Source organism: Bradyrhizobium sp. USDA 4354, from assembly GCF_054060315.1.
Window position 1 is genome coordinate 4,245,499 of sequence record NZ_JBSSDC010000001.1, and the last position, 20,305, is coordinate 4,265,803.

16 protein-coding genes and 1 pseudogene are annotated in these 20,305 nt (G+C 65.3%); 11 read left to right on the forward strand and 6 right to left on the reverse strand.

Annotated features, from left to right (window positions below):
- The first annotated feature begins 372 nt into the window (after nucleotides 1-372).
- The 3 genes from ACVIIV_RS19335 to ACVIIV_RS19345 all read left to right on the forward strand — a co-directional run bounded on the left by ACVIIV_RS19335 (nucleotide 373) and on the right by ACVIIV_RS19345 (nucleotide 4,773).
- Nucleotides 373-2,682, forward strand: coding sequence for a xanthine dehydrogenase family protein molybdopterin-binding subunit (locus ACVIIV_RS19335; RefSeq protein WP_456745581.1), 2,310 nt, complete (start codon nucleotides 373-375; stop codon nucleotides 2,680-2,682).
- 125 nt (nucleotides 2,683-2,807) lie between these two features.
- Nucleotides 2,808-3,257: a cytochrome c gene (locus tag ACVIIV_RS19340; protein WP_456745582.1), complete on the forward strand. Its 450-nt coding sequence runs from the start codon at nucleotides 2,808-2,810 to the stop codon at nucleotides 3,255-3,257.
- A gap of 232 nt (nucleotides 3,258-3,489) precedes the next feature.
- On the forward strand, nucleotides 3,490-4,773 hold the full coding sequence (locus ACVIIV_RS19345; RefSeq protein WP_456745583.1) for a cystathionine gamma-synthase family protein: 1,284 nt from the start codon (nucleotides 3,490-3,492) through the stop codon (nucleotides 4,771-4,773).
- A gap of 189 nt (nucleotides 4,774-4,962) precedes the next feature.
- Here the strand turns inward: ACVIIV_RS19345 and ACVIIV_RS19350 are convergent, their stop codons facing one another.
- Nucleotides 4,963-5,382, reverse strand: a complete 420-nt coding sequence (locus ACVIIV_RS19350; RefSeq protein ID WP_456745584.1) for a CHRD domain-containing protein — start codon at nucleotides 5,380-5,382, stop codon at nucleotides 4,963-4,965.
- Nucleotides 5,383-5,536: 154 nt separating this feature from the next.
- On the opposite strand from ACVIIV_RS19350, the gene ACVIIV_RS19355 reads away from it, so the two are divergent.
- Entirely contained in the window at nucleotides 5,537-6,460 is a 924-nt protein-coding gene (locus ACVIIV_RS19355) for a c-type cytochrome (RefSeq protein WP_456745585.1), read from the forward strand.
- 11 nt (nucleotides 6,461-6,471) lie between these two features.
- On the opposite strand, the gene ACVIIV_RS19360 is transcribed toward ACVIIV_RS19355, so the two are convergent.
- The gene (locus ACVIIV_RS19360; RefSeq protein ID WP_018642903.1) at nucleotides 6,472-6,717 is read right to left on the reverse strand and encodes an Lrp/AsnC ligand binding domain-containing protein; all 246 of its coding nucleotides are present in this window, start codon (nucleotides 6,715-6,717) and stop codon (nucleotides 6,472-6,474) included.
- Nucleotides 6,718-6,812: 95 nt separating this feature from the next.
- On the reverse strand, nucleotides 6,813-8,756 hold the full coding sequence (locus ACVIIV_RS19365) for a PAS domain S-box protein (RefSeq protein WP_456745586.1): 1,944 nt from the start codon (nucleotides 8,754-8,756) through the stop codon (nucleotides 6,813-6,815).
- A gap of 355 nt (nucleotides 8,757-9,111) precedes the next feature.
- Here ACVIIV_RS19365 and thiD point away from each other — a divergent pair, with 355 nt between their 5' ends.
- The 4 genes from thiD to ACVIIV_RS19385 all read left to right on the forward strand — a co-directional run bounded on the left by thiD (nucleotide 9,112) and on the right by ACVIIV_RS19385 (nucleotide 13,309).
- Nucleotides 9,112-9,912 (forward strand): bifunctional hydroxymethylpyrimidine kinase/phosphomethylpyrimidine kinase, encoded by an 801-nt coding sequence (thiD, locus tag ACVIIV_RS19370; protein WP_456745587.1) that lies wholly within the window; start codon nucleotides 9,112-9,114, stop codon nucleotides 9,910-9,912.
- Nucleotides 9,913-10,311: 399 nt separating this feature from the next.
- On the forward strand, nucleotides 10,312-11,124 hold the full coding sequence (locus ACVIIV_RS19375) for a UDP-2,3-diacylglucosamine diphosphatase (RefSeq protein WP_456745588.1): 813 nt from the start codon (nucleotides 10,312-10,314) through the stop codon (nucleotides 11,122-11,124).
- Complete coding sequence (locus tag ACVIIV_RS19380; RefSeq protein WP_456745589.1) at nucleotides 11,124-12,167, forward strand: glycosyltransferase family 4 protein; 1,044 nt, start codon at nucleotides 11,124-11,126, stop codon at nucleotides 12,165-12,167. The genes ACVIIV_RS19375 and ACVIIV_RS19380 overlap by 1 nt, the downstream gene beginning before the upstream one ends.
- A 158-nt stretch (nucleotides 12,168-12,325) precedes the next feature.
- On the forward strand, nucleotides 12,326-13,309 hold the full coding sequence (locus ACVIIV_RS19385; RefSeq protein ID WP_456745590.1) for a threonine/serine dehydratase: 984 nt from the start codon (nucleotides 12,326-12,328) through the stop codon (nucleotides 13,307-13,309).
- 203 nt (nucleotides 13,310-13,512) lie between these two features.
- Here the strand turns inward: ACVIIV_RS19385 and ACVIIV_RS19390 are convergent.
- A pseudogene (locus tag ACVIIV_RS19390) lies at nucleotides 13,513-15,322 on the reverse strand (caspase family protein).
- Nucleotides 15,323-15,486: 164 nt separating this feature from the next.
- Here ACVIIV_RS19390 and ACVIIV_RS19395 point away from each other — a divergent pair.
- Together ACVIIV_RS19395 and ACVIIV_RS19400 are read left to right on the forward strand one after the other, a co-directional pair.
- Nucleotides 15,487-15,930 carry an RbsD/FucU family protein gene (locus tag ACVIIV_RS19395; RefSeq protein ID WP_456745591.1) on the forward strand — a complete coding sequence of 148 codons (444 nt, stop codon included), beginning with the start codon at nucleotides 15,487-15,489 and terminating at the stop codon, nucleotides 15,928-15,930.
- A 138-nt stretch (nucleotides 15,931-16,068) separates the two neighbouring features.
- Nucleotides 16,069-16,428, forward strand: a complete 360-nt coding sequence (locus ACVIIV_RS19400; protein WP_456745592.1) for a hypothetical protein — start codon at nucleotides 16,069-16,071, stop codon at nucleotides 16,426-16,428.
- 127 nt (nucleotides 16,429-16,555) lie between these two features.
- On the opposite strand, the gene ACVIIV_RS19405 is transcribed toward ACVIIV_RS19400, so the two are convergent.
- The gene (locus tag ACVIIV_RS19405) at nucleotides 16,556-17,962 is read right to left on the reverse strand and encodes a hypothetical protein (protein ID WP_456745593.1); all 1,407 of its coding nucleotides are present in this window, start codon (nucleotides 17,960-17,962) and stop codon (nucleotides 16,556-16,558) included.
- 75 nt (nucleotides 17,963-18,037) lie between these two features.
- On the opposite strand from ACVIIV_RS19405, the gene ACVIIV_RS19410 reads away from it, so the two are divergent.
- Nucleotides 18,038-19,234: an MFS transporter gene (locus ACVIIV_RS19410; protein WP_456745594.1), complete on the forward strand. Its 1,197-nt coding sequence runs from the start codon at nucleotides 18,038-18,040 to the stop codon at nucleotides 19,232-19,234.
- Here the strand turns inward: ACVIIV_RS19410 and dgcA are convergent.
- Nucleotides 19,204-20,199, reverse strand: coding sequence for an N-acetyl-D-Glu racemase DgcA (gene dgcA / locus ACVIIV_RS19415; protein ID WP_456745595.1), 996 nt, complete (start codon nucleotides 20,197-20,199; stop codon nucleotides 19,204-19,206). The genes ACVIIV_RS19410 and dgcA overlap by 31 nt on opposite strands.
- Nucleotides 20,200-20,305 lie beyond the last annotated feature (106 nt).

Genomic DNA, 20,305 nt, shown 5'->3' on the forward strand with positions numbered 1-20,305 from the left:
TTCCAGAGACGAATGCGCCGGGGCGAATGGCTCGCCTCTGGAGGCCTGCCGCGTGGCGAGATCGATTACTTCACATCTGCAAGGGCTCTCGACAGGCTGAGAGATCGCGCGATGGATCCGTGGGGGCGCGGTGGGAAGTAACTTGCCAAGGGGCTTGGTGGGCTGCGTCTCCGCGGCCGATTCTTCGAGACGCCCGCTCTTGGCGGGCCCTCAGGCTGCGGTCTTGTTTCGCGGCGCAATCTGGATGCCGTGGTGACGAGTGCGCGGCGCTTTCACGGCCTGCGACCTACGCGCCTGGCTAAACCCGTTTGCCTTGCCGGTTTTTCCACGGCAATATGGTTCGCAAAACAACCATGAGAACGGGAAAAGAGAATGGCGGCTCCCATCAAGTTCGGCGTTGGCCAAAGCGTGCTGCGCAAGGAGGATGACGCGCTCATCCGCGGCAAGGGCCGCTATACCGACGATTATGCGCCGCAGGCCGCGCTCCGCTGCCTGGTGCTGCGCTCGCCGCATGCGCATGCCAAATACACCATCGATGTGAGCCGTGCCCGCGGCTTGCCCGGCGTCGCGCTGATCCTGACCGCCGACGACGTCAAGGATCTCGGCAATCTGCCCTGCCTGTTCAACCTCGAGACCGATCCCTTCACCGGCCCGCCCTACCCGATCCTCGCCAAGGACGAGGTGCGCCATGTCGGCGATGCCATCGCCTTCGTGGTCGCCGAGACCATCGACCAGGCCCGCGACGCGATCGAGGCGATCGAGGTCAAATGGTCGCCGCTGCCGTCGGTGACCGGCGTCGTCAACGCCGTGAAGAAAGGCGCGCCGCAGGTCTGGCCCGACAAGCCCGGCAACGTGTTGTTCGACGTCTCGATCGGCGACAAGGCCGCGACGGAAGCTGCCTTTGCCAAGGCGCATGCGGTCGCCGAGATCTCCATCGTCAATCCGCGCGTGGTCGCGAGCTTCATGGAGACGCGCGCGGCGGTCTGCGAATACGACGCCAAGCGCGACCATCTGACGCTGACCGTCGGCAGCCAGGGCAGCCATCGCCTGCGCGACATCCTCTGCCAGAACGTGCTCAACATCCCCACCGACAAGATGCGGGTGATCTGCCCCGATGTCGGCGGCGGCTTCGGCACGAAACTGTTTCCCTACCGGGAATATGCCTTGATGGCGGTTGCCGCGCGACAACTGAAGAAGGCGGTGAAGTGGGCGGCCGACCGCTCCGAGCATTTCCTGGGCGACGCGCAGGGCCGCGACAACGTCACCACCGCCAGGATGGCGCTGACTGAAGACGGCAAGTTCCTCGCGATGGATTGCGACCTGATGGGCGATATGGGCGCGTATCTCTCGACCTTCGGGCCCTACATCCCGCATGGCGGCGCCGGCATGCTGCCGGGCCTCTACGACATCCAGGCCTTCCACTGCCGCGTGCGCACCATCTTCACCCACAGCGTGCCGGTCGACGCCTATCGCGGCGCGGGCCGGCCCGAGGCGGCCTATGTCATCGAGCGCCTCGTCGATGCCTGCGCGCGAAAACTCGAGATGACGCCGGACGCCATCCGTCGCAAGAACTTCATTCCGCCGAAGGCGCTGCCGTACAAGACCGCCACCGGCAAGGTCTATGATTCCGGCGACTTCGCCGCGCATCTCAAGCGCGCGATGGAGATCGCCGAGTGGAAGGAATTTCCCAAGCGCGCCAAGGCCGCCAAGAAGAGTGGCCTGATCCGCGGCATCGGGCTTGCGAGCTATGTCGAGATTTGCGGCGTGATGGGTGAGGAGACGGCCAACGTCCGCCTCGATCCCAATGGCGACGTCACCGTGCTGATCGGCACGCAATCGAGCGGGCAGGGCCATCAGACCGCCTATGCGCAAATCGTCGCCGAGCAATTCGGCCTGCCGCCGGACCGCGTGCATATCCGCCAGGGCGACACCGACGAGATCGCGACCGGCCTCGGCACCGGCGGCTCGGCCTCGATTCCCACGGGCGGCGTCTGCGTGGAACGTGCTGCGGGCGATCTGGGCAAGAAGCTCAAGGAGCTCGCCGCGCAGGCGCTGGAAGCGAGCGCGGGCGACCTCGAGATCACCGACGGCGTGATCCGGATCGCCGGCACCGACCGCTCGATCTCCTTCGCCGACCTCGCCAAGCGGCCCGGCGCCGATCCGTCGAAGCTGAACGGCAGCGCGACCTTCGCCAGCGCCGACGGCACCTATCCCAACGGTACACATCTGGCGGAGGTCGAGATCGATCCGGCCACCGGCATCATCAGAATCGTCAACTACGTGATCGTCGACGATTTCGGCAAGACGCTCAATCCGCTGCTTTTGGCCGGGCAGGTGCATGGCGGCGCCATGCAGGGCATCGGCCAGGCGCTGATGGAGCAGGTGGTCTATGGGCCGACCGACGGCCAGCTCATCACCGCCACCTACATGGATTACGCGCTGCCGCGCGCGGCGGACGGGCCGGCCTTCGTGTTCGAGACCCACAACGTCCCCTGCAAGACCAATCCGCTGGGGGTGAAGGGGGCGGGCGAGGCCGGCGCGATCGGCTCCTGCCCGGCCGTGGTCAACGCCATCGTCGACGCGCTCTGGCGCGAATACAAGATCGACCACATCGACATGCCGGCAACGCCGGAGCGGGTGTGGATCGCGATCAACGAGCATCACCGCCGCCACAGCCTGTGAACCGATCTCCGCGCGCACGGAAATAAACGCGCCGCGCGGGGGTCTACCCATGATGGGGCCCGGCTTCACGTGAAGCCGGTGAAGTTTCATTCCCTGAACGTCTCGAGAGCCGGAGAAACGGACCAATGAAACGGACGATGATTGTCGCGGGCGCCCTCGTGCTGGGCGCGGGCGCCGTCATGGCGCAGCAGGAGATTGCCGTCCAGCAGGACAATCTCATGCGTTCGATCGCCAAGAACCAGTATGGCATCATCCAGAAGATGACGAAGGGCGATATCCCCTTCGACAAGAAGGCCGCCGATCAGGCCATCGCCAGCATCGAGGCCGATGTTGCCAAGATCGCCAAGACCTTCGAGGTCAATCCCAAGCAGGATGTCGTCAACGCGACCTATGGCGCCTCCCCGAAGGTCTGGCAGAACAAGGCCGATTTCGACTCCAAGATCCCGCCGGTGCAGAAGGCGATCGCCGACGTCAAAGGCAAGATCACCGATGTCGCGAGCCTGAAGGCCGCCTACACCGCGATCAACGACCGCTGCAACGATTGTCACGAAACCTATCGCGTGAAGTTGAAATAACCGGGCGACCAGGAATTCGGAAAGAGCGGTTGCGAAGGCAGCCGCTTTTGTGTGGCTGCGACTCGCTGCGCGGTAGAAATTCTGTCCGCAAGGCCTGACGGATCGCTGTCGGAGCGGTTATCTTTGCGCGAACGGCCGTGGCGTTGATGCAAGTAGCGCAGCTTCCTCCGACAGCCTCACGACGTCTGGAGTTCCACGCGCGGCGGCAGCTGAACCAACAGCGAGGCAGGCCATGGTAAAACCGTTCCCGTCGAAGACCCATATCGGCAACCATATGCTGCATCCGGAAACGCTGATGCTGACCTATGGCTATGATCCGCAATTGTCGGAAGGCGCCATCAAGCCGCCGGTGTTCCTGACCTCGACCTTCGTGTTCAAGACCGCCGAGGACGGCCAGGACTTCTTCGATTACGTCGCCGGCCGGCGCGAGCCGCCGGAAGGCATGGGCGCAGGCCTCGTCTATTCGCGCTTCAATCATCCCAACAGCGAAATCGTCGAGGACAGGCTCGCGATCTACGAGCGCACCGAGAGTTGTGCGCTGTTCTCATCCGGCATGGCGGCCATCGCAACCACGATCCTGGCCTTCGTTCGCCCCGGCGACGTCATTCTGCACTCCCAGCCGCTCTATGGCGGGACCGAAACCCTGCTGACGAACACGCTCGCGCGTTTGTCGATCGGCGCCGTCGGCTTTGCCGACGGTATCGACGAGACGGCAGTCAAGCAGGCGTCGGAGGAGGCCATGGGCAAGGGACGGGTTTCGATGATTCTGATCGAGACGCCTGCCAATCCGACCAACGGCCTGGTCGACATCGCCATGATCCGCCGCGTTGCCGATGCGATCGGAAAGGCGCAGGGACACATCCCGATCATCGCCTGCGACAACACGCTGCTCGGACCGGTGTTTCAGCGGCCGATCGAGCACGGCGCGGACCTGTCGCTGTACTCGCTGACCAAATATGTCGGCGGTCATTCCGACCTGATCGCGGGCGCCGCGCTCGGCTCGAAGACGATCATGAAAGGCATCAAGGCCTTGCGCGGCGCCATCGGCACCCAGCTCGATCCGCATTCCTGCTGGATGATCAACCGCTCGCTGGAGACGCTGAGCCTGCGGATGGAGAAGGCCAACGACAATGCGCGCCTCGTGGCGGACTTCTTGCGCGATCATCCGAAGGTCGCCAAGGTCCACTACCTCGGCCATCACGTGGAGGCTTCGCCGGCCGGCCGCGCCTTCGCGAGGCAGTGTCTCGGTGCTGGATCCACATTCTCCTTCGACATCGTCGGCGGCAAGGAGGCGGCGGTCAGATTTCTCAACGCGCTGCAGATCCTCAAGCTGGCGGTGAGCCTCGGCGGAACGGAATCGCTTGCGAGCCTGCCGGCAACCATGACCCATTCCGGTGTTCCCGCCGACATCCGCCGCAAGATCGGCGTCCTCGATTCCACCATCCGGCTATCGATCGGGATCGAGAACCCGTCGGACCTGATCGCCGATCTCACACAGGCGCTGAACGCGGCTTGAGCGCCTCCGGAATGGAAAAGTGTGTAGACCGGATGAGCGAAGCGAAATCCGGGAATCTATCCGAGTTGATAGTCCGTCCCGGATGTCGCTTCGCTCATTCGGGGCTACGAAGTTCAACCGCTTAAGAACCGAAAAGGCCGGGCGCCTCCTCCTGCGTCCGGCCTTCGCGCAACGAAGCAGCCTTGACGCTTACTTCGTCACCTGACCGCGGATCTCGCCGCCCGGGTTCGCCGCGGTGTGGATGTTGATGTAGTACTTGCCGCCGAGCAGGTCGGCGGCCTGCGCGTCCGTGAGCGTCGCTTCGCCCTTGACCGGGCTCGCCGTCGCGTTCGGGATCGCGACCGCGACGCCGGCGTTCTTGCCGGCCTCGGCGGGACCATGGAAATGGGCGGCAGTGGCAGGGCCGGAGAGCCCGGAATAACTGACAGTCCACGACAGCTTCTTGCTCGCAGCGTCATAGTTGAGCTCGGCCGTTCCGGTGGCGCTGCTGGTGTTGGCGGGGACTTCGGATTTGCCGTCCAGCGTCGCCTTCAGTTTCTCCGCGCTGGCCGGTCCGGCGAACACTACGGCAGCTCCGAGTGCCAGTGTGGCAAAAACGGCTTTGGTCATGGGTCTCTCCCTGTTGACGCCTGATTGCTGTCAACCTTCAAACAGTACGTCATGCGGTTTATTCCCGCATTACAGCCGGACCACCTAAAATATTCGTGGCTGGATCGGGCGCGGCATCACACTTAAGGTCGCGCGCTCACGATGGGATGATTGAATGCTGCGACAAACGATTCTCGCTACGCTGATCACCGCCGTCGCGGCGTTCGGCCTCTATTGGTGGTTGACCGCTCCGGCGGCGCTGGCCTTGCCGGCGCCGACACGCAACCCCGATCTCGCCAACGGGCAGGAGCTGTTCAACGCCGGCGGCTGCTCGTCCTGTCATGCGGTGCCCAACCAGCCCGATCGCCTGCGGCTCGGCGGCGGCCTGGCGCTCGGCTCGCCGTTCGGGACGTTCTACGCCCCCAATATTTCTCCTGATCCGACCGACGGGATCGGCCGGTGGAGCGAGGCTGATTTCGTCAACGCCGTGATGCGCGGCATCTCGCCCGCGGGCACGCACTACTTCCCGGCGTTTCCCTACACGTCCTATCATCTGGCAGGGATCGATGACGTCCGCGATCTCTTCGCCTATCTGAAGACGCTGCCGCCGGTGTCCGGCAGAGTGCGCGACCACGCACTGCCCTTTCCCTTCAATATCCGACGCAGTGTCGGCATCTGGAAACTGCTGTTCATGGACAGCGGACCGTTCGTCGCGGATGCTTCACGCTCGCCGCAATGGAATCGCGGGGCCTATCTCGTGAACGCTTTCGGCCATTGCGTTGAATGCCACAGCCCGCGCAATCTGCTCGGTGGCATCGTCACGGCGCAGCGCTTCGCCGGCGGCCCCAATCCGGAAGGAGAGGGTTGGGTGCCGAACATCACGCAGCAGGGCATCGGTAGCTGGAGTGAGAGGGATATCGCCGATTTCCTCGAGACCGGCGACATGCCCGAGGGCGACAGCGCCTCGGGTGCGATGCGGCCGGTCATCAAGAATATGGCGCAACTGACCGCAGAAGATCGCGCCGCGATGGCCGCATATCTGAAGTCGCTGCCACCGGTGCAGGGACCGACACCGCCCAGGCGCAAGGAGGGCGGCTAGCGCAGCCGGCGCTAGCCCGTGCCGAATGCCTTGAAGGTGATGATGGTGAGGGTGTCCTGGATGCCCGGCAGCACCTGCACCTTCTCATTTACGAAATGGCCGATGTCGGTGTCCTTGTCGACATAGAACTTCACCAGGAGGTCGTATTGACCGGCCGTGGAGTAGATCTCGGAGGCGATCTCGGCTTCGGCAAGCGCGTTGGCCACCGTATAGGACTGGCCGAGCTTGCATTTGATCTGAACGAAGAAAGGAACCATCGCGGGCACTCCGAAAGCGTATCTGGCGGCTAATAGGCCAAAACCAGCCGGATTTAGCAAGCGAACTTGCTGGGTCGTCCGAGGTGCACGCCGTTCTAGGAAGGGACCACCGCCGCGGCTAATGCATCCCTGAGCCGCTGGGCGAGCTCGACCTTGCGATAGGGCTTGGTCAGCACGATGGCTTGTGCCCGCGCGCGGCCTTGCTCGACCAGGGTCTCCAGCGCGTAGCCCGAGGTGAACAAGACCGGCAGGCCGGGACGAACCCGCAGCGCCTGATCGGCGAGCTCCCAGCCGCTCATGCCGCCGGGCATCACGATATCGGTGAACAGCAAGTCGATGCTGGGATCGCTCCGCAGCTGCTGCAAGGCGTCCTTGCCGTTGACCGCGGCAACGACGCGATATCCGAGAGCTTCCACCCTGCGAATGACGGAGGAGCGGACGAACGGATCGTCCTCGGCGATCAGGATCGTCTCGTAGCCGCGCGGCGCCGTGTCCTCGCCGTCTGGAAGATCGGGATGTGATTGTCCGGTGTTCGCGCGCGGCAGGTAGATCCTGACCGTGGTTCCAAGGCCTGCCTCGCTGTAGATCGAGACATGGCCGCCTGATTGCTTTGCAAAGCCATAGACCATGCTGAGGCCGAGACCCGAGCCCTTGCCGACCTCCTTGGTGGTGAAGAACGGCTCGAAGGCGCGTGCGGTGACATCAGGCGCCATTCCTTCGCCGTCGTCGGTGACCGAGATCAACGCGTAGCTGCCGGGTGCGACCTCGGGGTGAAGGGCGCGATAATCGTCGTCGATCGCAGCCAACTCCGTGCTCAGCATCAGATGTCCTCCCGATGGCATGGCATCCTGCGCGTTGAGCGCCAGGTTCAGCACGGCGGATTCGAGCTGGGCGCGATCGGCAAAGGCCAGGATCGTGCCGGGCCCGGAGGTCGTCCTGATCTCGATGTCTTCGCGCAAGGTGCGCTTGAGCAGCTTGAACATGGAGTCGAGCAGGCTCCGGCAATCGATCGTCTGAGGCTGGAGCAGCTGGCGGCGGCTGAAGGCGAGCAGCCGCTGCGTGAGCTCGGCGCCCCGTTCGCCCGACTGGCAGATGTCGTCGGCAAAGCGCCTGAGGTCGGGCCTCTCCTTGAGCTGCTCGCTCAGGTGCTCGGCATTGCCGATGATGACGGTCAGCAGATTGTTGAAATCGTGCGCGATGCCGCCGGAGAGCTGACCCACCGTCTCCATCTTCTGCGCCTGCTGAAGCTGCCGCTCGGTCAGCTTGCGCGCGGTCAGGTCGTGGACGATGCCGACGAAGATCAATTCGCCGTCCTGTCGCGCCTGCCCCACCGACAGGTCCACCGGAAAGGTCGAGCCGTCCTTGCGCAGGCCGATGGCCTCGCCGCCGGTCTCGAAATGCCTCGCCTGGCCATCACGCGCCGCATCGGCGTCGGGCATCAGCATGCCGACCTTCCGGTCCATCACCTCGTCGGCACGGTAGCCGAACAAGCGCTCGCAGGCCGGATTGAACAGCAGGATGCGGTCCTGCGCATCGAACAGGATGACGCCGTCGACCGCGGTTTCGACGATCGCGGTGAGACGCGCCACGCTCTCGCGCATCGCGCGCTGGGCGTCCCGGACCTGCTGCAGCAGGAGCGTGGCATCGCGGCGCCTGGTTTCCTCCTCCTCGAGCGCGGCCTGGACCTGTCGCAGCTCGAACGGCGAGGGGATCGTCAGGATCTTCGGCAACAGCGGCCAGAGCGCGCCCGCCGTGACCACGGATGCCACCGCGGTCGCGGCCTTGACGATGCCCTCGATGCCGTAGACCGGAACCCAGAGCGTATAGATCGACAGCACATGGGTCAGGCCGCAGGCCATGATGAAGATCGCGAACGCCCAATAGACCCAGCCGAACTTGAGGTCGCGCCGCCTGGTGACGAGGATGGCGAGGGCAAACGGGATCGAGAAATAGGCGGCGGCAATGCAGGCGTCGGAAACGACATGAAGCCAGATCAGCTCAGGCTCCCACAACAGGCAGATGCCGTGCGGCGAAAGCATGGACGAGTCGAGGAGACGTTCGAAAAAGGCCCACATCGTTCCACCCCAAGATCCTGTTCCAGGTGGCTTGCTGGCCGGGCGACCCGCAACAACGGTGTCGCTTGGACGGTTCCGCCACCTGACGTCTCACGCAATCGGCAAAGCACGCCAAGGTGCGAGACTATACCAAGGTCCGGCGAGGTTGCATTTCCAAGCCCGCATCATTGCGGGCCCCCGGCCCGCGCTGTGCCGACTGATTCGCGGGACGCGCAACCGGTTGGCGAATCACGTCTCGCCGCGGCTCGGCTGCTTGCTGGCGTGCCACGGCCGGGCTAGGACAGGCCATGGCGGCGTCCTCAAGCAAATGTATCCCGCGATGACCACCCCGGTCGCGCTCACCATCGCCGGCTCCGATTCGAGCGGCGGCGCCGGCATTCAGGCCGACCTGAAGACCTTTGCCGCGCTCGGCGTCTATGGCGCCTCCGTGATCACGGCGCTGACGGCGCAGAACACGCGCGGCGTCACCGGCATTCACGCGGTGCCGGCCGAATTCGTCACCGAACAGATCGATGCCGTGTTCTCCGATCTCGACATCGGCGCGGTGAAGATCGGCATGGTGGCCCAAGTCGCCAGCATCGATGCCATCGCGGCCGCGCTGTCGCGCTGGGCGCCGGGGCATGTCGTGCTCGATCCCGTCATGGTGGCGACCTCCGGCGATCGCCTGCTTGCCTCTGAGGCCGTCGACGCACTGCGCACCAGGCTGATCCCGCTCGCGGCCGTGATCACGCCGAACCTGCCGGAGGCTGCGGCTCTGCTCGACGAGCCGGTGGCGGCAAGCGAGGCCGAGATCGAACGGCAGGGACGCCGCCTGCTGGCGCTCGGCTGCCGCGCCGTTCTGATCAAGGGCGGGCACGGGGAGGGCGCGGAGAGCATCGACTATCTCGTCGGCGCCGAAACCACGATCGGGCTCGCCGCGCCCCGCATCGCCAGCAAGAACACCCATGGCACCGGCTGCTCGCTGTCATCGGCCATTGCCGCGGGGCTGGCCAAGGGCGAGGATCTGGAAAACGCCGTGCGCAACGCCAAGGCCTGGATCAGCGCCGCGATCGGCGCCGCCGACCGCTTCAGCGTCGGCCAGGGCCATGGGCCGATCCATCATTTCCACAAGTTCTACTGACGCGGCGGTCCGCGGGAGCGCGGGCGTTCGTCTGTTCAGCGCTGCTCGTGTGGGTAGTTCACCCTCCCCTGGAGGGGTCCGGGACGAGAGTAGCTCGCCCGTGGGTCGGCTCACATTGAGCGCAGCGAAATGTGAGACGGGGTGGGGTGAAGGTCTCTCCGCGTCCGACAGTGCCCGAGAGGAGAGATCACCCCACCCCGCTCGCGCTGCGCGCGATCGACCCTCCCCCTCCAGGGGAGGGGAGGATTGCTGCGGCGCCCCCTGCGGCGCCATGTCGCCTGATTGTCGCATGCGACTGATATTCGCGGGGAGGGCGAGGCGAAGTTTGATTCGTGTCTGAGGTGCCTCAAGGTTCAATCGGTCATCCCCCTGTCACGGGACATTGTTACAGGCTGGCGCATGGGAAGTTACGATGTGAGTGACGAGAGCCCGGAGCGGCGCTTTCGCACGTTGTTCATCTCCGACGTCCATCTCGGAGCCCGCGGTTCTCAAGCCGACCTTCTGCTCGACTTCCTGCGCTACCACGATGCCGACACGATCTATCTCGTCGGCGACATCGTCGACGGCTGGGCGCTGAAATCGAGCTGGCACTGGCCGCAATCGCATAACGACCTCGTCCAGAAGCTTTTGCGCAAGGCGCGCAAGGGCGCCAAGGTCATCTACATCCCCGGCAATCACGACGAGTTCCTGCGCAACTATTACGGCACGCATTTCGGCGGCATCGACGTGGTCGAGAACACCGTCCACACCGGCGTGGACGGCAAGCGCTATCTCGTCATCCACGGCGACATCTTCGATCTCGTGGTGCAGAATGCGCGCTGGCTCGCCCATCTCGGCGACAAGGCCTACGACTTCGCGATCCAGATGAATCGCCTCGTCAATTTCTTCCGCCGCCTGTTCGGCGTGCGCTATTGGTCGCTGTCGCAATGGGCCAAGCAGAAGGTCAAGAACGCCGTCAACTATATCGGCGCGTTCGAGCAGGCGCTTGCGGCCGAGGCGCGACGCCACGACGCCGACGGCGTGATCTGCGGCCATATCCATTACGCCGTCATCCGCGACGAGGCCGGCATCCGCTACATGAATTGCGGCGACTGGGTCGAGAGCTGCACGGCCCTGGTCGAGCATGACGACGGCCATTTCGAGATCATCACCTGGGCCGATCATTTGCAAAGGCCGGCAGCCGTTCCGCAGGTCGCAGCAAGGGCCGCCTGATGCGCGTCCTGGTCGCGACCGACGCCTGGCACCCGCAAGTCAACGGTGTGGTTCGGACGCTGACCAAGCTTGCTGATGCCGCGGAGGCGCTTGGCGTCGAATTCGCGTTCCTGACGCCGCAATCGTTCCGCACCTTCGCGATGCCGAGCTATCGCGACGTGCGCCTTGCCATGCCGCGCCCGGCCCGGATCGCAAGGCTGATCGAAGAAGCGCGTCCGGACAGCATCCACATCGCGACGGAAGGGCCGATCGGCCTGATGGTCCGCCGCTATTGCCGTCAGCGCAAGCTGCCGTTCACGACCAGCTTCCACACCCGCTTCCCCGAATATGTGCGCGCCCGCGTGCCGGTTCCGGGCTCGCTGATCTGGCGGGCGCTCCGCCGATTCCACAGCCCCAGCCGCGCCGTCATGGCGGCGACCCCTGCGCTCGCGCGCGAATTGACCGAGCGCGGTTTCGACAATGTCGTGCTGTGGCCGCGCGGCGTGGATACACGATTGTTCCATCCCCGCGTCATTGATCTCTGCCTGCCCGCACCGGTGTTCCTGTCGGTCGGCCGGGTCGCGGTGGAGAAGAATCTCGAGGCGTTCCTGGACCTCGATCTGCCCGGCACCAAGGTGGTCGTCGGCGACGGCCCGGCGCGCGCCGCGCTGGAAGAAGCCTATCCGGATGCAATCTTCCTCGGCGAGAAGCACGGCGAGGCGCTGGCGGAAATCTATGCCGCGGCCGACGTGTTCGTGTTCCCGAGCAAGACCGACACCTTCGGCCTGGTCCTGCTGGAGGCGCTCGCCAGCGGCCTGCCGGTGGCGGCCTTCCCCGTGAAGGGACCCCGCGACGTCATCGGCGATGCGCTGGTCGGCGCACTCGATCACGATCTGCGCAACGCCTGCTTCGCCGCGCTCGACATCTCCCGGCAGGACTGCGTCGCGTTTGCCGCCAACTACACCTGGGAAGCCTCGGCGCGGGTCTTCATCGACAGCATCCAGGCGGCCGGGGCGGTGCTGCCCGGCCGGACCGGCGCGGAACAGCCACGCTTCGTGGCCTAGAGCTATCTCGATCCGATGGATCGAAATAGCTCTAGATTCTTGTTTTGACGCGTTTTCTTCACGCGAACCGGTATCCACTTCGCTCGAAAACGCTATGGGGGAAATCCTCCCGCGGAGGTGTCTTGCCCCCGTGTCATCGGCCGCGATAACATTCCGCCATGACCGAACAGCTCCTTCCGGTCGGCCCTGCCGACATCGATGCCGCGGCGCGCGTGATCGCGCCTTATGCCATCCGCACCCCGCTGTTGTCCTTCCCCGTGCTCAACGAGCGCGTCGGCGCGAAAGTGTTCCTGAAGCCGGAGATGCTCCAGCGCACCGGCTCGTTCAAGTTCCGCGGCGCCTTCAACAAGGTATTCTCGATCCCCCAGGACAAGCGCGCCGGCGGCGTCGTTGCGTTCTCCTCCGGCAACCACGCCCAGGGCGTGGCAGCCGCGGCAAAGATCCTCGACATGCAGGCGACCATCGTGATGCCGGCGGATGCGCCGCTGTCGAAGCGTGAGCGCACCAAGTCCTACGGCGCCGAAGTCGTGCTGTACGATCGCGATCGCGATGACCGCGAGGCGATCTCGCGCGGCATCGCCGAAAAACGCGGCGCGACGCTTGTAAAACCCTATGACGATCCCTTCGTGATCGCGGGGCAGGGCACCGCCGGCCGCGAGATCGCGGAAGACATGGCAACGCTTGGCCTCAGCCCAGACATCGTGGTGGCGCCGGCCTCCGGCGGCGGCCTGATTGCAGGCGTCGCCACGGCGGTGAAGGCGCGCTATCCGCAAGCCGAGATCGTGGTGGCCGAGCCCGAGGCATTCGACGATCACGGCATCTCCCTGACCGCCGGCCATCGCGAGCCGCATCCGCCTGCAGGGCGCACCATCTGCGATGCGCTGATGGCCTTGATGCCGGGCGAGATGACGTTTGCGATCAACAGCAAGCTGCTCGCGCGCGGCGTCACGGCTTCGGACAAGGAAGTCGGCGCGGCGGTCGCATTCGCCTATCGCGAGCTCAAGCTCGTGGTGGAGCCCGGCGGCGCGGTGGGCCTTGCCGCGCTACTCGCGGGACGCCTCGACGTCGCAGGGAAGAACGTCGTCATCGTGCTCTCCGGCGGCAATGTCGATGCGGACTTGTTCGCCGAGCTGGTGGCTTAGCCGTCATTCCGGGGCTCGCGAAGCGAGAGCTACGATGCGCAATTGCGCATCGTAGAATCTATTTCTCCATCAACTCTGCCGCGCCATCGATTCCGGGCCTGCGCCTCTCGGCGCATCCCGGAATGACGATGCTCAAGACCTGACATGAAGAAGGGGCAGAGCGTCCCCGCTCTGCCCCTGCGTTGTGCGCGAGCCTTGCGCGATCAGTGCATGAAGCCGCCGCGACGGTTGCCGCCACCGTTCATGCTCGGCGCCTGATTCATCGACTGCCGGAAGTTGTTGTTGCTGTTGACCATGCGGTTCGGCATCGTGTTGAGCTGCGGACGGGTGTTCTGCACGTTGTAATGCACGTTGTTCTGCACCTGCACCTTGTTCACCGGATTGTTGAGCTTCACGATGCCGGTGTTGCCGTTGTTGACGCGGATCGGGTGGTTCTGCGTCTGAACGGGCTTCACGCCGACATTCGAACCGCCCTTGCCGACATTCACCGGCATGTTCACGATCTTGCCCGGCTTGGTGCTGCCGCCATTCGGCGTGGTGTTGGTCGCAGGCAGCGTCACTATCTTGCCGATGCCGACCTTGCCGTTGGCGGTATTGGTCGGCGCGGGCAGGGTGACGATCTTGCCCGGGGGCAGCGACGGCGTGCCGTTCTGCTGGTTCGGCCGGTTGTCGCCAGCGGGCAGGCTGACGATCTGGCCGCCATTGCCGAGCTTGCCGATGTCGCCGTCGACCGGCTTCTGCACGATCGGCAGGTTGCCGTTCACCTGTGCGCCATTGCCCTGCTGCAGCGGCATGTATTTGGGCTGGCCGAGATTGCCGATCTTGAGGATCGGGGCAATGTTCTGCGGCGCCAGGAACTTGGTCGCCTGCATCAGGGGGATCTGCTTCGGCTGCGCCTGCAGCTTCAGCGCGACCTGCGCATAGGGGCTGTTGCCGTAGCTGTCATAGAAGCTCTTGTAGGCAAGCGGCGAGTTGGCGAGCACCGCCTTGTGCCAGGCCTGCGAGATCAGCAGGTTCTTCAGCAGCCAGCGGATGTGGTCGCACAGCGGGTCGTGCGGATACATCTGGATGAACTCCTGATAATATTCCGGACGGCCCTCGGACACGACGTAGTCATAGGCCTGGCGCGTCGAGCGGCTCGGCAGGTTGGCGGCCATCTGCACGACGGGCGCACTCACGCGGCGCGCGGTTGGCGGCAACGGCGGTGTCACCGAAGAAGGTGAAGTCAGACGTTAGCGACGAGCTCTCCCATGGGATCTGCGCGCCGCTGGTGGTCTGGTTCACCTGCAGGCGCACACGCTTGAACAGCTGCTCGATCGGCACGTTGGGCTCGCGCGCGATGTTCAGGAACGCCTGCGTGTAAGGGCTGTGACCGTTGGTGCCGTCGAGCGCCTCGGCGCCCGGCGCGGTCGAGTAGCCGACGATCGAGCCGTTCGGCGCATCGACGATGGCAAGGCCCCGACCGGCGTCGTTCACGTTCGGGAACGGGTTGTTGCGGCAGGCATCGAGGATGACGATGCGCATGCGGCTCGGGATCGTCTCCAGCGTCGACATCACGTCGACCAGGCGTACCGAATTGTTGACGAGCTCGGTCGGGCTGGACACTGTCGCGTCCACGGGCACGAGATAGTTCTCGCCGGCGAGCTGGACGCCGTGACCGGCGTAATAGACCATCGCCACCGTGTTCGGGCCGCGTGAGGCGACCTTGGCGGAAAAGTCCTGGACGACGCGAAGCATGTCGTTCTGGGTCAAGTCGGTCGCGGCGACCACTTCGAAGCCGGCGGAATTCAGGAATTGCGCCATCGACTGCGCGTCATCGTCGGGATTCGCTAGCTGCGGCGCGTTCTTGTAGTTCGCATTGCCGATCACCAGCGCTACCCGCTGCTCCGGGCCTTGCAGCGCGGTGGGAGCCGGCGGGGCCGGGGCGACTTGTGCAGAAACGGGCCCGCAGGCGAAGCCGAACAGGCTTCCCACGAGGCTAGCCGTCATCAGGAAAGGCTTTAGGCGGAACATGGCGTGCTCCTTTGGCACTCATCTCGATGCGAGATTGGTTGCGAGCAAGCCTGACCGCGTTCGAGCGTGTGGTCCGTGATCCCTGTCACCATGGCCGCGTACGTGATCTGAATCACGCTTGGAACCTGCTATGGTGAGCGATTGATTGGGAGGACATCCGTCACATGCTGAAATCGATCGATCCGATCCTGACGCCCGACCTGCTCTGGCTGCTCGCCGCGATGGGCCATGGCGACGACCTCGTTTTCGTCGACGCCAATCACCCGGCCACCCGCATCGCGCAAAGCACCTCATCGCAGCGCCTGATCCAGCTGCCGGGCATGAGCATGGAGGTTGCCATCCGCGCCATCATGTCGGTCTATCCGCTCGACGATTTCGATCCCGATCCTGTGCGGGTGATGATGCCGGTCGACGATCCCGACCGCGTGCCCGAGGTGCAGCGCGCGGTGCTGGCGGAGATCGAGCGAGCCGCTGGCCGACCTGTCACGCCCGGCAAGCTCTCGCGTCCGGATTTCTATCGCGCGGCAGCGGCGGGGTTTGGCGTGGTGCAGGTCGGTGACAGCAGGGGCTATGGCTGCTTCCTGATCCGAAAGGGCGTGATCAGCTAGCGGACCTGCGTTCGATCGACGTATCGCTTGATGCAAAGCGGAAGCGATCATCGTGTGCGAGGATCCCGCGCATGGCGACCATCAGCCAGCACTCGAATTTGAATGGCCTTCCAACAGGCGAGTGTCTATGGTCGATCCATGTCTCGCCTTGTGTGTCTTTTCGTTACTGTCATCCTGTCGCTGCTGCCCGCCGTCGCGCCCGCTGAGCCCGTGCAAAAGCGTCCCAAGCCGGTCTGGAAGGGCTACGGTTTTCTGCCGGGCTATCGGCAGCCGCTGAGCAACAGCATTCCGCTCTACAAGCAGAAGGACGCCATGCGCCGCCTGTCGCGCGCCGACCGGCGCCATTGGTACATCGACCCGGTTCCGCAATATTACCGCTGGGACGGCGAGTGGCACTATTTCGGCCGCCCCGGCTTTGGCGGCGGCCGCTACAACGGCGGCAGCTTCGGGCCGTGCTGGACGCGCACGCCGATCGGGCCGATCTGGAATTGCGGGTGATCGCGCGGCGCTGACTGCGCCTACGCGTCATTGCGAGCGCAGCGAAGCAATCCAGAATCCCTCCGCGAAGACAGCCTGGATTGCTTCGCTCCGCTCGCAATGACGGTGTGGGGAGAGCGCGCGCCCCTTACGAGAAGAACGCGATCTTCTCGGCCTGGGTCATGCGGCGGATCGGGGCGAGCGGGTCGTTGGCTGGCGCGCGGGATTTTTGCAGGATGCCGCTGGCGAGGATGGTGGCGCCGAGCGAGGGCTCGGGCAAGGACACAGGTAGGGGCGATGGCATCGGCAGCGTCGCGGTCGGCGCTGCGGCGAATGTTGCCGTGGCCGCCATGGCCGGGGCCTGCTGCTCCATCACCTCGGCGGCGGCTTCCGCGATGGCGTCGGTGAGGCGCGCGAGCGAGTCCATCGCGATCGGTGCGTCCGCGGCGGACTCTTCCGCGACGGCTGTGACGACAGGCTCAGCTGCGACCGGCTCCGGAAGCTCGGCGGCAATGGGCGTTGCGAGGTCCGAAGGCATCGGTTCCGGCGTCGCCGCGGCCACCTCGACCGGCTCGATGATCTCGTCGAACTCAGGATCGGGCGCGGCCATCTCCAGCGCGATCGCCTCGAGGATGGCTTCGTCCTCGGCTTCCGCGGCGGCGTCGAGCGCAAAGTCGTCGGTCACCTCCGCGAGGGCAGCGGGCTCGGCGACCGCCTCTTCAATAGCAACGTCTTCATGCGCGGCGTTCTCGATCGCGGCATTGTCGGGCGCGACCTCGCTCTTGGCAGCGATCTCCGGCGTGGCCGCATCCATCGCCTGCTCAGCCATCGCGAATGCTTCGGCGGCGCCGGCTTCCTCAATGGCTGCTTCGGGCTCGGGAGTCGCAGCGATGTCCTGCGGCGTCTCCGTGACAGCCACGGGAGCTTCCCTTGCCATCTCGGCGGGGGCGGCCTCCGCGGCGGGCGGCGGTGTTTCCTGCGCCGGAGCCGGCGAGTAGCGCTCTGCCTGCGGCGTTGCGCCGCCCTCGGTCTGCTCGATCCGATCTTTCAGCAGATCGAAGGCAGCCTTGAGCTCGACGCGGGGGTCGATGGTCGAGATCTGTCCGCACGCGGCCTCGATCGAGGCGAGTTGCGAATCAATGAGGTCGCAGATTCGCCCGTCGGCGCCGATCTCGCGCCAGCGCCAGGAGATCTCCTTGATGATGCGCACCCCGCGCGGAATGGGCGCAAGGCTGGCCTCAATCGCGGCGGGATCGAACGCCGCGAGCGCAATGGTCTCGGCCTCGCGGACGGCGCGGCGGATCTCGACCAGGGCCTCGGGCAGGCGGTCCTCGACGACGGGTTGCCGCTGTGCCGCAAGGCTTTCTTCGATTCTGGCGACCGCATCCAACACCATGCTTGTGTCGGCATTGCGGTTGCGCTTGGCGTACTCGCCGAGGAACCAGCGGCCGCGCGCGGTCTCCATGAAGGCTTCGCGGATCGCATCGTAATCCTGCTCGTTCGGCTCGGCCGCGCGGGCAGACATGGGCGAGAGGGCGAATGCTTCGTTGGCCATGACAATCTCGTCGCGCAAATCAGTGCGCGTTACTGTAACGATCACCACGATATCGACCGAATCGCAATTGGTTTGATGGCAGGCGAATCACAAATCCCCATCGCAGCGGCGCAGAAGCGGCGATTCGCCGTGAGTCTTGCCGTGTTCTATTCGGCGGTCTTCGCGGTTTCGGGCACGCATCTGCCGTTCTTCCCGCTCTGGCTGAAGGCGATCGGCATCGACGCGGCGTGGATCGGGCTCATCAACGCGCTGCCGGCAATCACGCGCTTCACCACGCTGCCGCAAGTGACCGCCTTTGCCGAAAAGCGACAGGCCATTCGCGGCGCTATGATGATGTCGGTGCTGGCGACCGCGATCGGATTTACCGCCGTCGGCTTGCAGCAGCAGCCGCTGGCGCTGTTCCTGATCTATGCGCTGACCTGCATGATGTGGACCCCGACGATGCCACTGACCGACGCGTATGCGCTGCGCGGCGTCGCGCGGTACGGGCTCGATTACGGACCGCTGCGGCTGTGGGGCTCGGCGGCCTTCGCCGCGGGCTCGCTCGCCTGCGGCTACCTCGTCGACATCATCGCGCCGCGCGATCTGATCTGGATCATCGTCGCATGGGCGGTCGTCGCGGTCGCAGCGAGCCTGCTGCTGCAGCCGCTCGACGATGTCAGACGCAAGAGTGCCGAGCCGCGTGCCGACACGGCGCTGCTGCGTGATGCCGGCTTCTGGGCCATCATCGCCTCGGCCGCGCTGATCCAGGGCAGCCACGTCGCCTATTACACCTTCTCCGCCATCAACTGGCAGCTCCATGGGATCAGCGGCCTGACGATCGCGGGCCTGTGGACGCTCGGCGTGATTGCCGAGATCGTCGTGTTCGCGCTGTCGCCGCGTTTCTCGCTGCATCCGACCACGATGATCGCAATCGGCGGCGTGAGCGCGGCGGTGCGCTGGATCGTCACGGCGAACGAGCCGCCGCTGGTGCTGCTCGCGATCGTGCAGCTCGGCCACGGCCTGTCCTTCGGCATGACCATTCTCGGCACGATGAACCTCCTGGTGCAGCGCGTGCCCTCACATCAGATCGCGCGCGGGCAGGGCTATTATGCCGCCTGCAACGGGCTCTTGGGCGCTGCGACCTCGATCGCGTCGGGCGTGATCTACGCCCGCATCGGCGATAGCCTCTATTACGTCATGGCCGCGATGGCCGCAGCCGGCGCGCTGGTGATCTGGTCGGCGCGGCATCGGCTCAAGGCTCATCCCCAGAGCGAGGCGTCCGGCGGATAGACCAGGCTGCCGTCATAGCGCAGGCCGTGGTCGCGGTCGCGCGCCAGCAGCAAGGGGCCATCGAGATCGACGAAGCGCGCCTGCGGCGTCACCAGCATGGCGGGGGCCATCGACAGCGAGGTCGCGACCATGCAGCCGATCATGATCTCGAAGCCGAGCGCCCGCGCGGCATCGGCCATGGCTAGCGCCTCGGTGAGGCCACCGGTCTTGTCGAGCTTGATGTTCACGGCATCGTAGCGTTCGCGCAAGGGCGCGAGCGACGAGCGGTCATGCACGCTCTCGTCGGCGCAGACCGCGAGGGGGCGCCTGATCCGCGCCAGCGCCTCGTCCTTGCCTGATGGCAGCGGCTGCTCCACCAGCGTGACGCCGGCCGCGGCGCAGGCGGCGAGGTTGTGCTCCAGATTGGCCTCGGTCCAGGCTTCGTTGGCGTCGACGATCAGCTCGGATCCGGGGGCGGCCTTGCGCACCCCAGCGATCCGCTGGGGATCGCCGTCGCCGCCGAGCTTGATCTTGAGCAGCGGACGGTGCGCGGCCTTGGCGGTCGCCGCAGCCATGGCCTCGGGGGTCCCTAACGAGATTGTGTAGGCCGTGATGCGCTCGGTCGGGACCGGGCGGTCGAGCAGGTTCCAGGCACGCAAGCCCGCCGCCTTGGCCTCGAGGTCGATCAGGGCGCAATCCAGGGCGTTGCGGGCCGCACCGGGCGGCATGGCGGCCTGGAGGGCCTGCCGCGTCAGCCCGCCCGCTACGGCCTCCTGCATGGCCTGAATGGCGGCCAGCGTCGCCTCGGGCGTCTCGCCATAGCGGGGATAGGGCACGCACTCGCCGCGGCCGGTCAGGCCGCCCCGGCCGACCTCCGCCACGACCGTCACGGCCTCGGTTTTGGCCCCCCGGCTGATGGTAAAGCTGCCGGCGATCGGGAAGCGCTCGATTCGCGCCGCCAGAGACACAAGTTTGCTGGAAGTCATTTTGAACTCTGGCGAAATCTGAACCTGCTAGTTACCTCTAGCAACTAACAATGGGCAGTTGGGGATACCTTCTCTAGGTAAGGGCGCGTGCGCAACCATCCGATTC

Coding starts and splice junctions, on each gene's coding strand:
- ACVIIV_RS19375 (WP_456745588.1), top strand. CDS start 10,312: ATGGGAAGTTACGATGTGAGTGACGAGAGCCCGGAGCGGCGCTTTCGC.
- ACVIIV_RS19405 (WP_456745593.1), bottom strand. CDS start 17,962: ATGGCCAACGAAGCATTCGCCCTCTCGCCCATGTCTGCCCGCGCGGCC.
- ACVIIV_RS19360 (WP_018642903.1), bottom strand. CDS start 6,717: ATGGTTCCTTTCTTCGTTCAGATCAAATGCAAGCTCGGCCAGTCCTAT.
- ACVIIV_RS19340 (WP_456745582.1), top strand. CDS start 2,808: ATGAAACGGACGATGATTGTCGCGGGCGCCCTCGTGCTGGGCGCGGGC.
- ACVIIV_RS19365 (WP_456745586.1), bottom strand. CDS start 8,756: ATGCTTTCGCCGCACGGCATCTGCCTGTTGTGGGAGCCTGAGCTGATC.
- ACVIIV_RS19410 (WP_456745594.1), top strand. CDS start 18,038: ATGGCAGGCGAATCACAAATCCCCATCGCAGCGGCGCAGAAGCGGCGA.
- ACVIIV_RS19345 (WP_456745583.1), top strand. CDS start 3,490: ATGGTAAAACCGTTCCCGTCGAAGACCCATATCGGCAACCATATGCTG.
- ACVIIV_RS19350 (WP_456745584.1), bottom strand. CDS start 5,382: ATGACCAAAGCCGTTTTTGCCACACTGGCACTCGGAGCTGCCGTAGTG.
- dgcA (WP_456745595.1), bottom strand. CDS start 20,199: ATGACTTCCAGCAAACTTGTGTCTCTGGCGGCGCGAATCGAGCGCTTC.
- thiD (WP_456745587.1), top strand. CDS start 9,112: ATGACCACCCCGGTCGCGCTCACCATCGCCGGCTCCGATTCGAGCGGC.
- ACVIIV_RS19395 (WP_456745591.1), top strand. CDS start 15,487: ATGCTGAAATCGATCGATCCGATCCTGACGCCCGACCTGCTCTGGCTG.
- ACVIIV_RS19385 (WP_456745590.1), top strand. CDS start 12,326: ATGACCGAACAGCTCCTTCCGGTCGGCCCTGCCGACATCGATGCCGCG.
- ACVIIV_RS19400 (WP_456745592.1), top strand. CDS start 16,069: ATGTCTCGCCTTGTGTGTCTTTTCGTTACTGTCATCCTGTCGCTGCTG.
- ACVIIV_RS19335 (WP_456745581.1), top strand. CDS start 373: ATGGCGGCTCCCATCAAGTTCGGCGTTGGCCAAAGCGTGCTGCGCAAG.
- ACVIIV_RS19355 (WP_456745585.1), top strand. CDS start 5,537: ATGCTGCGACAAACGATTCTCGCTACGCTGATCACCGCCGTCGCGGCG.
- ACVIIV_RS19380 (WP_456745589.1), top strand. CDS start 11,124: ATGCGCGTCCTGGTCGCGACCGACGCCTGGCACCCGCAAGTCAACGGT.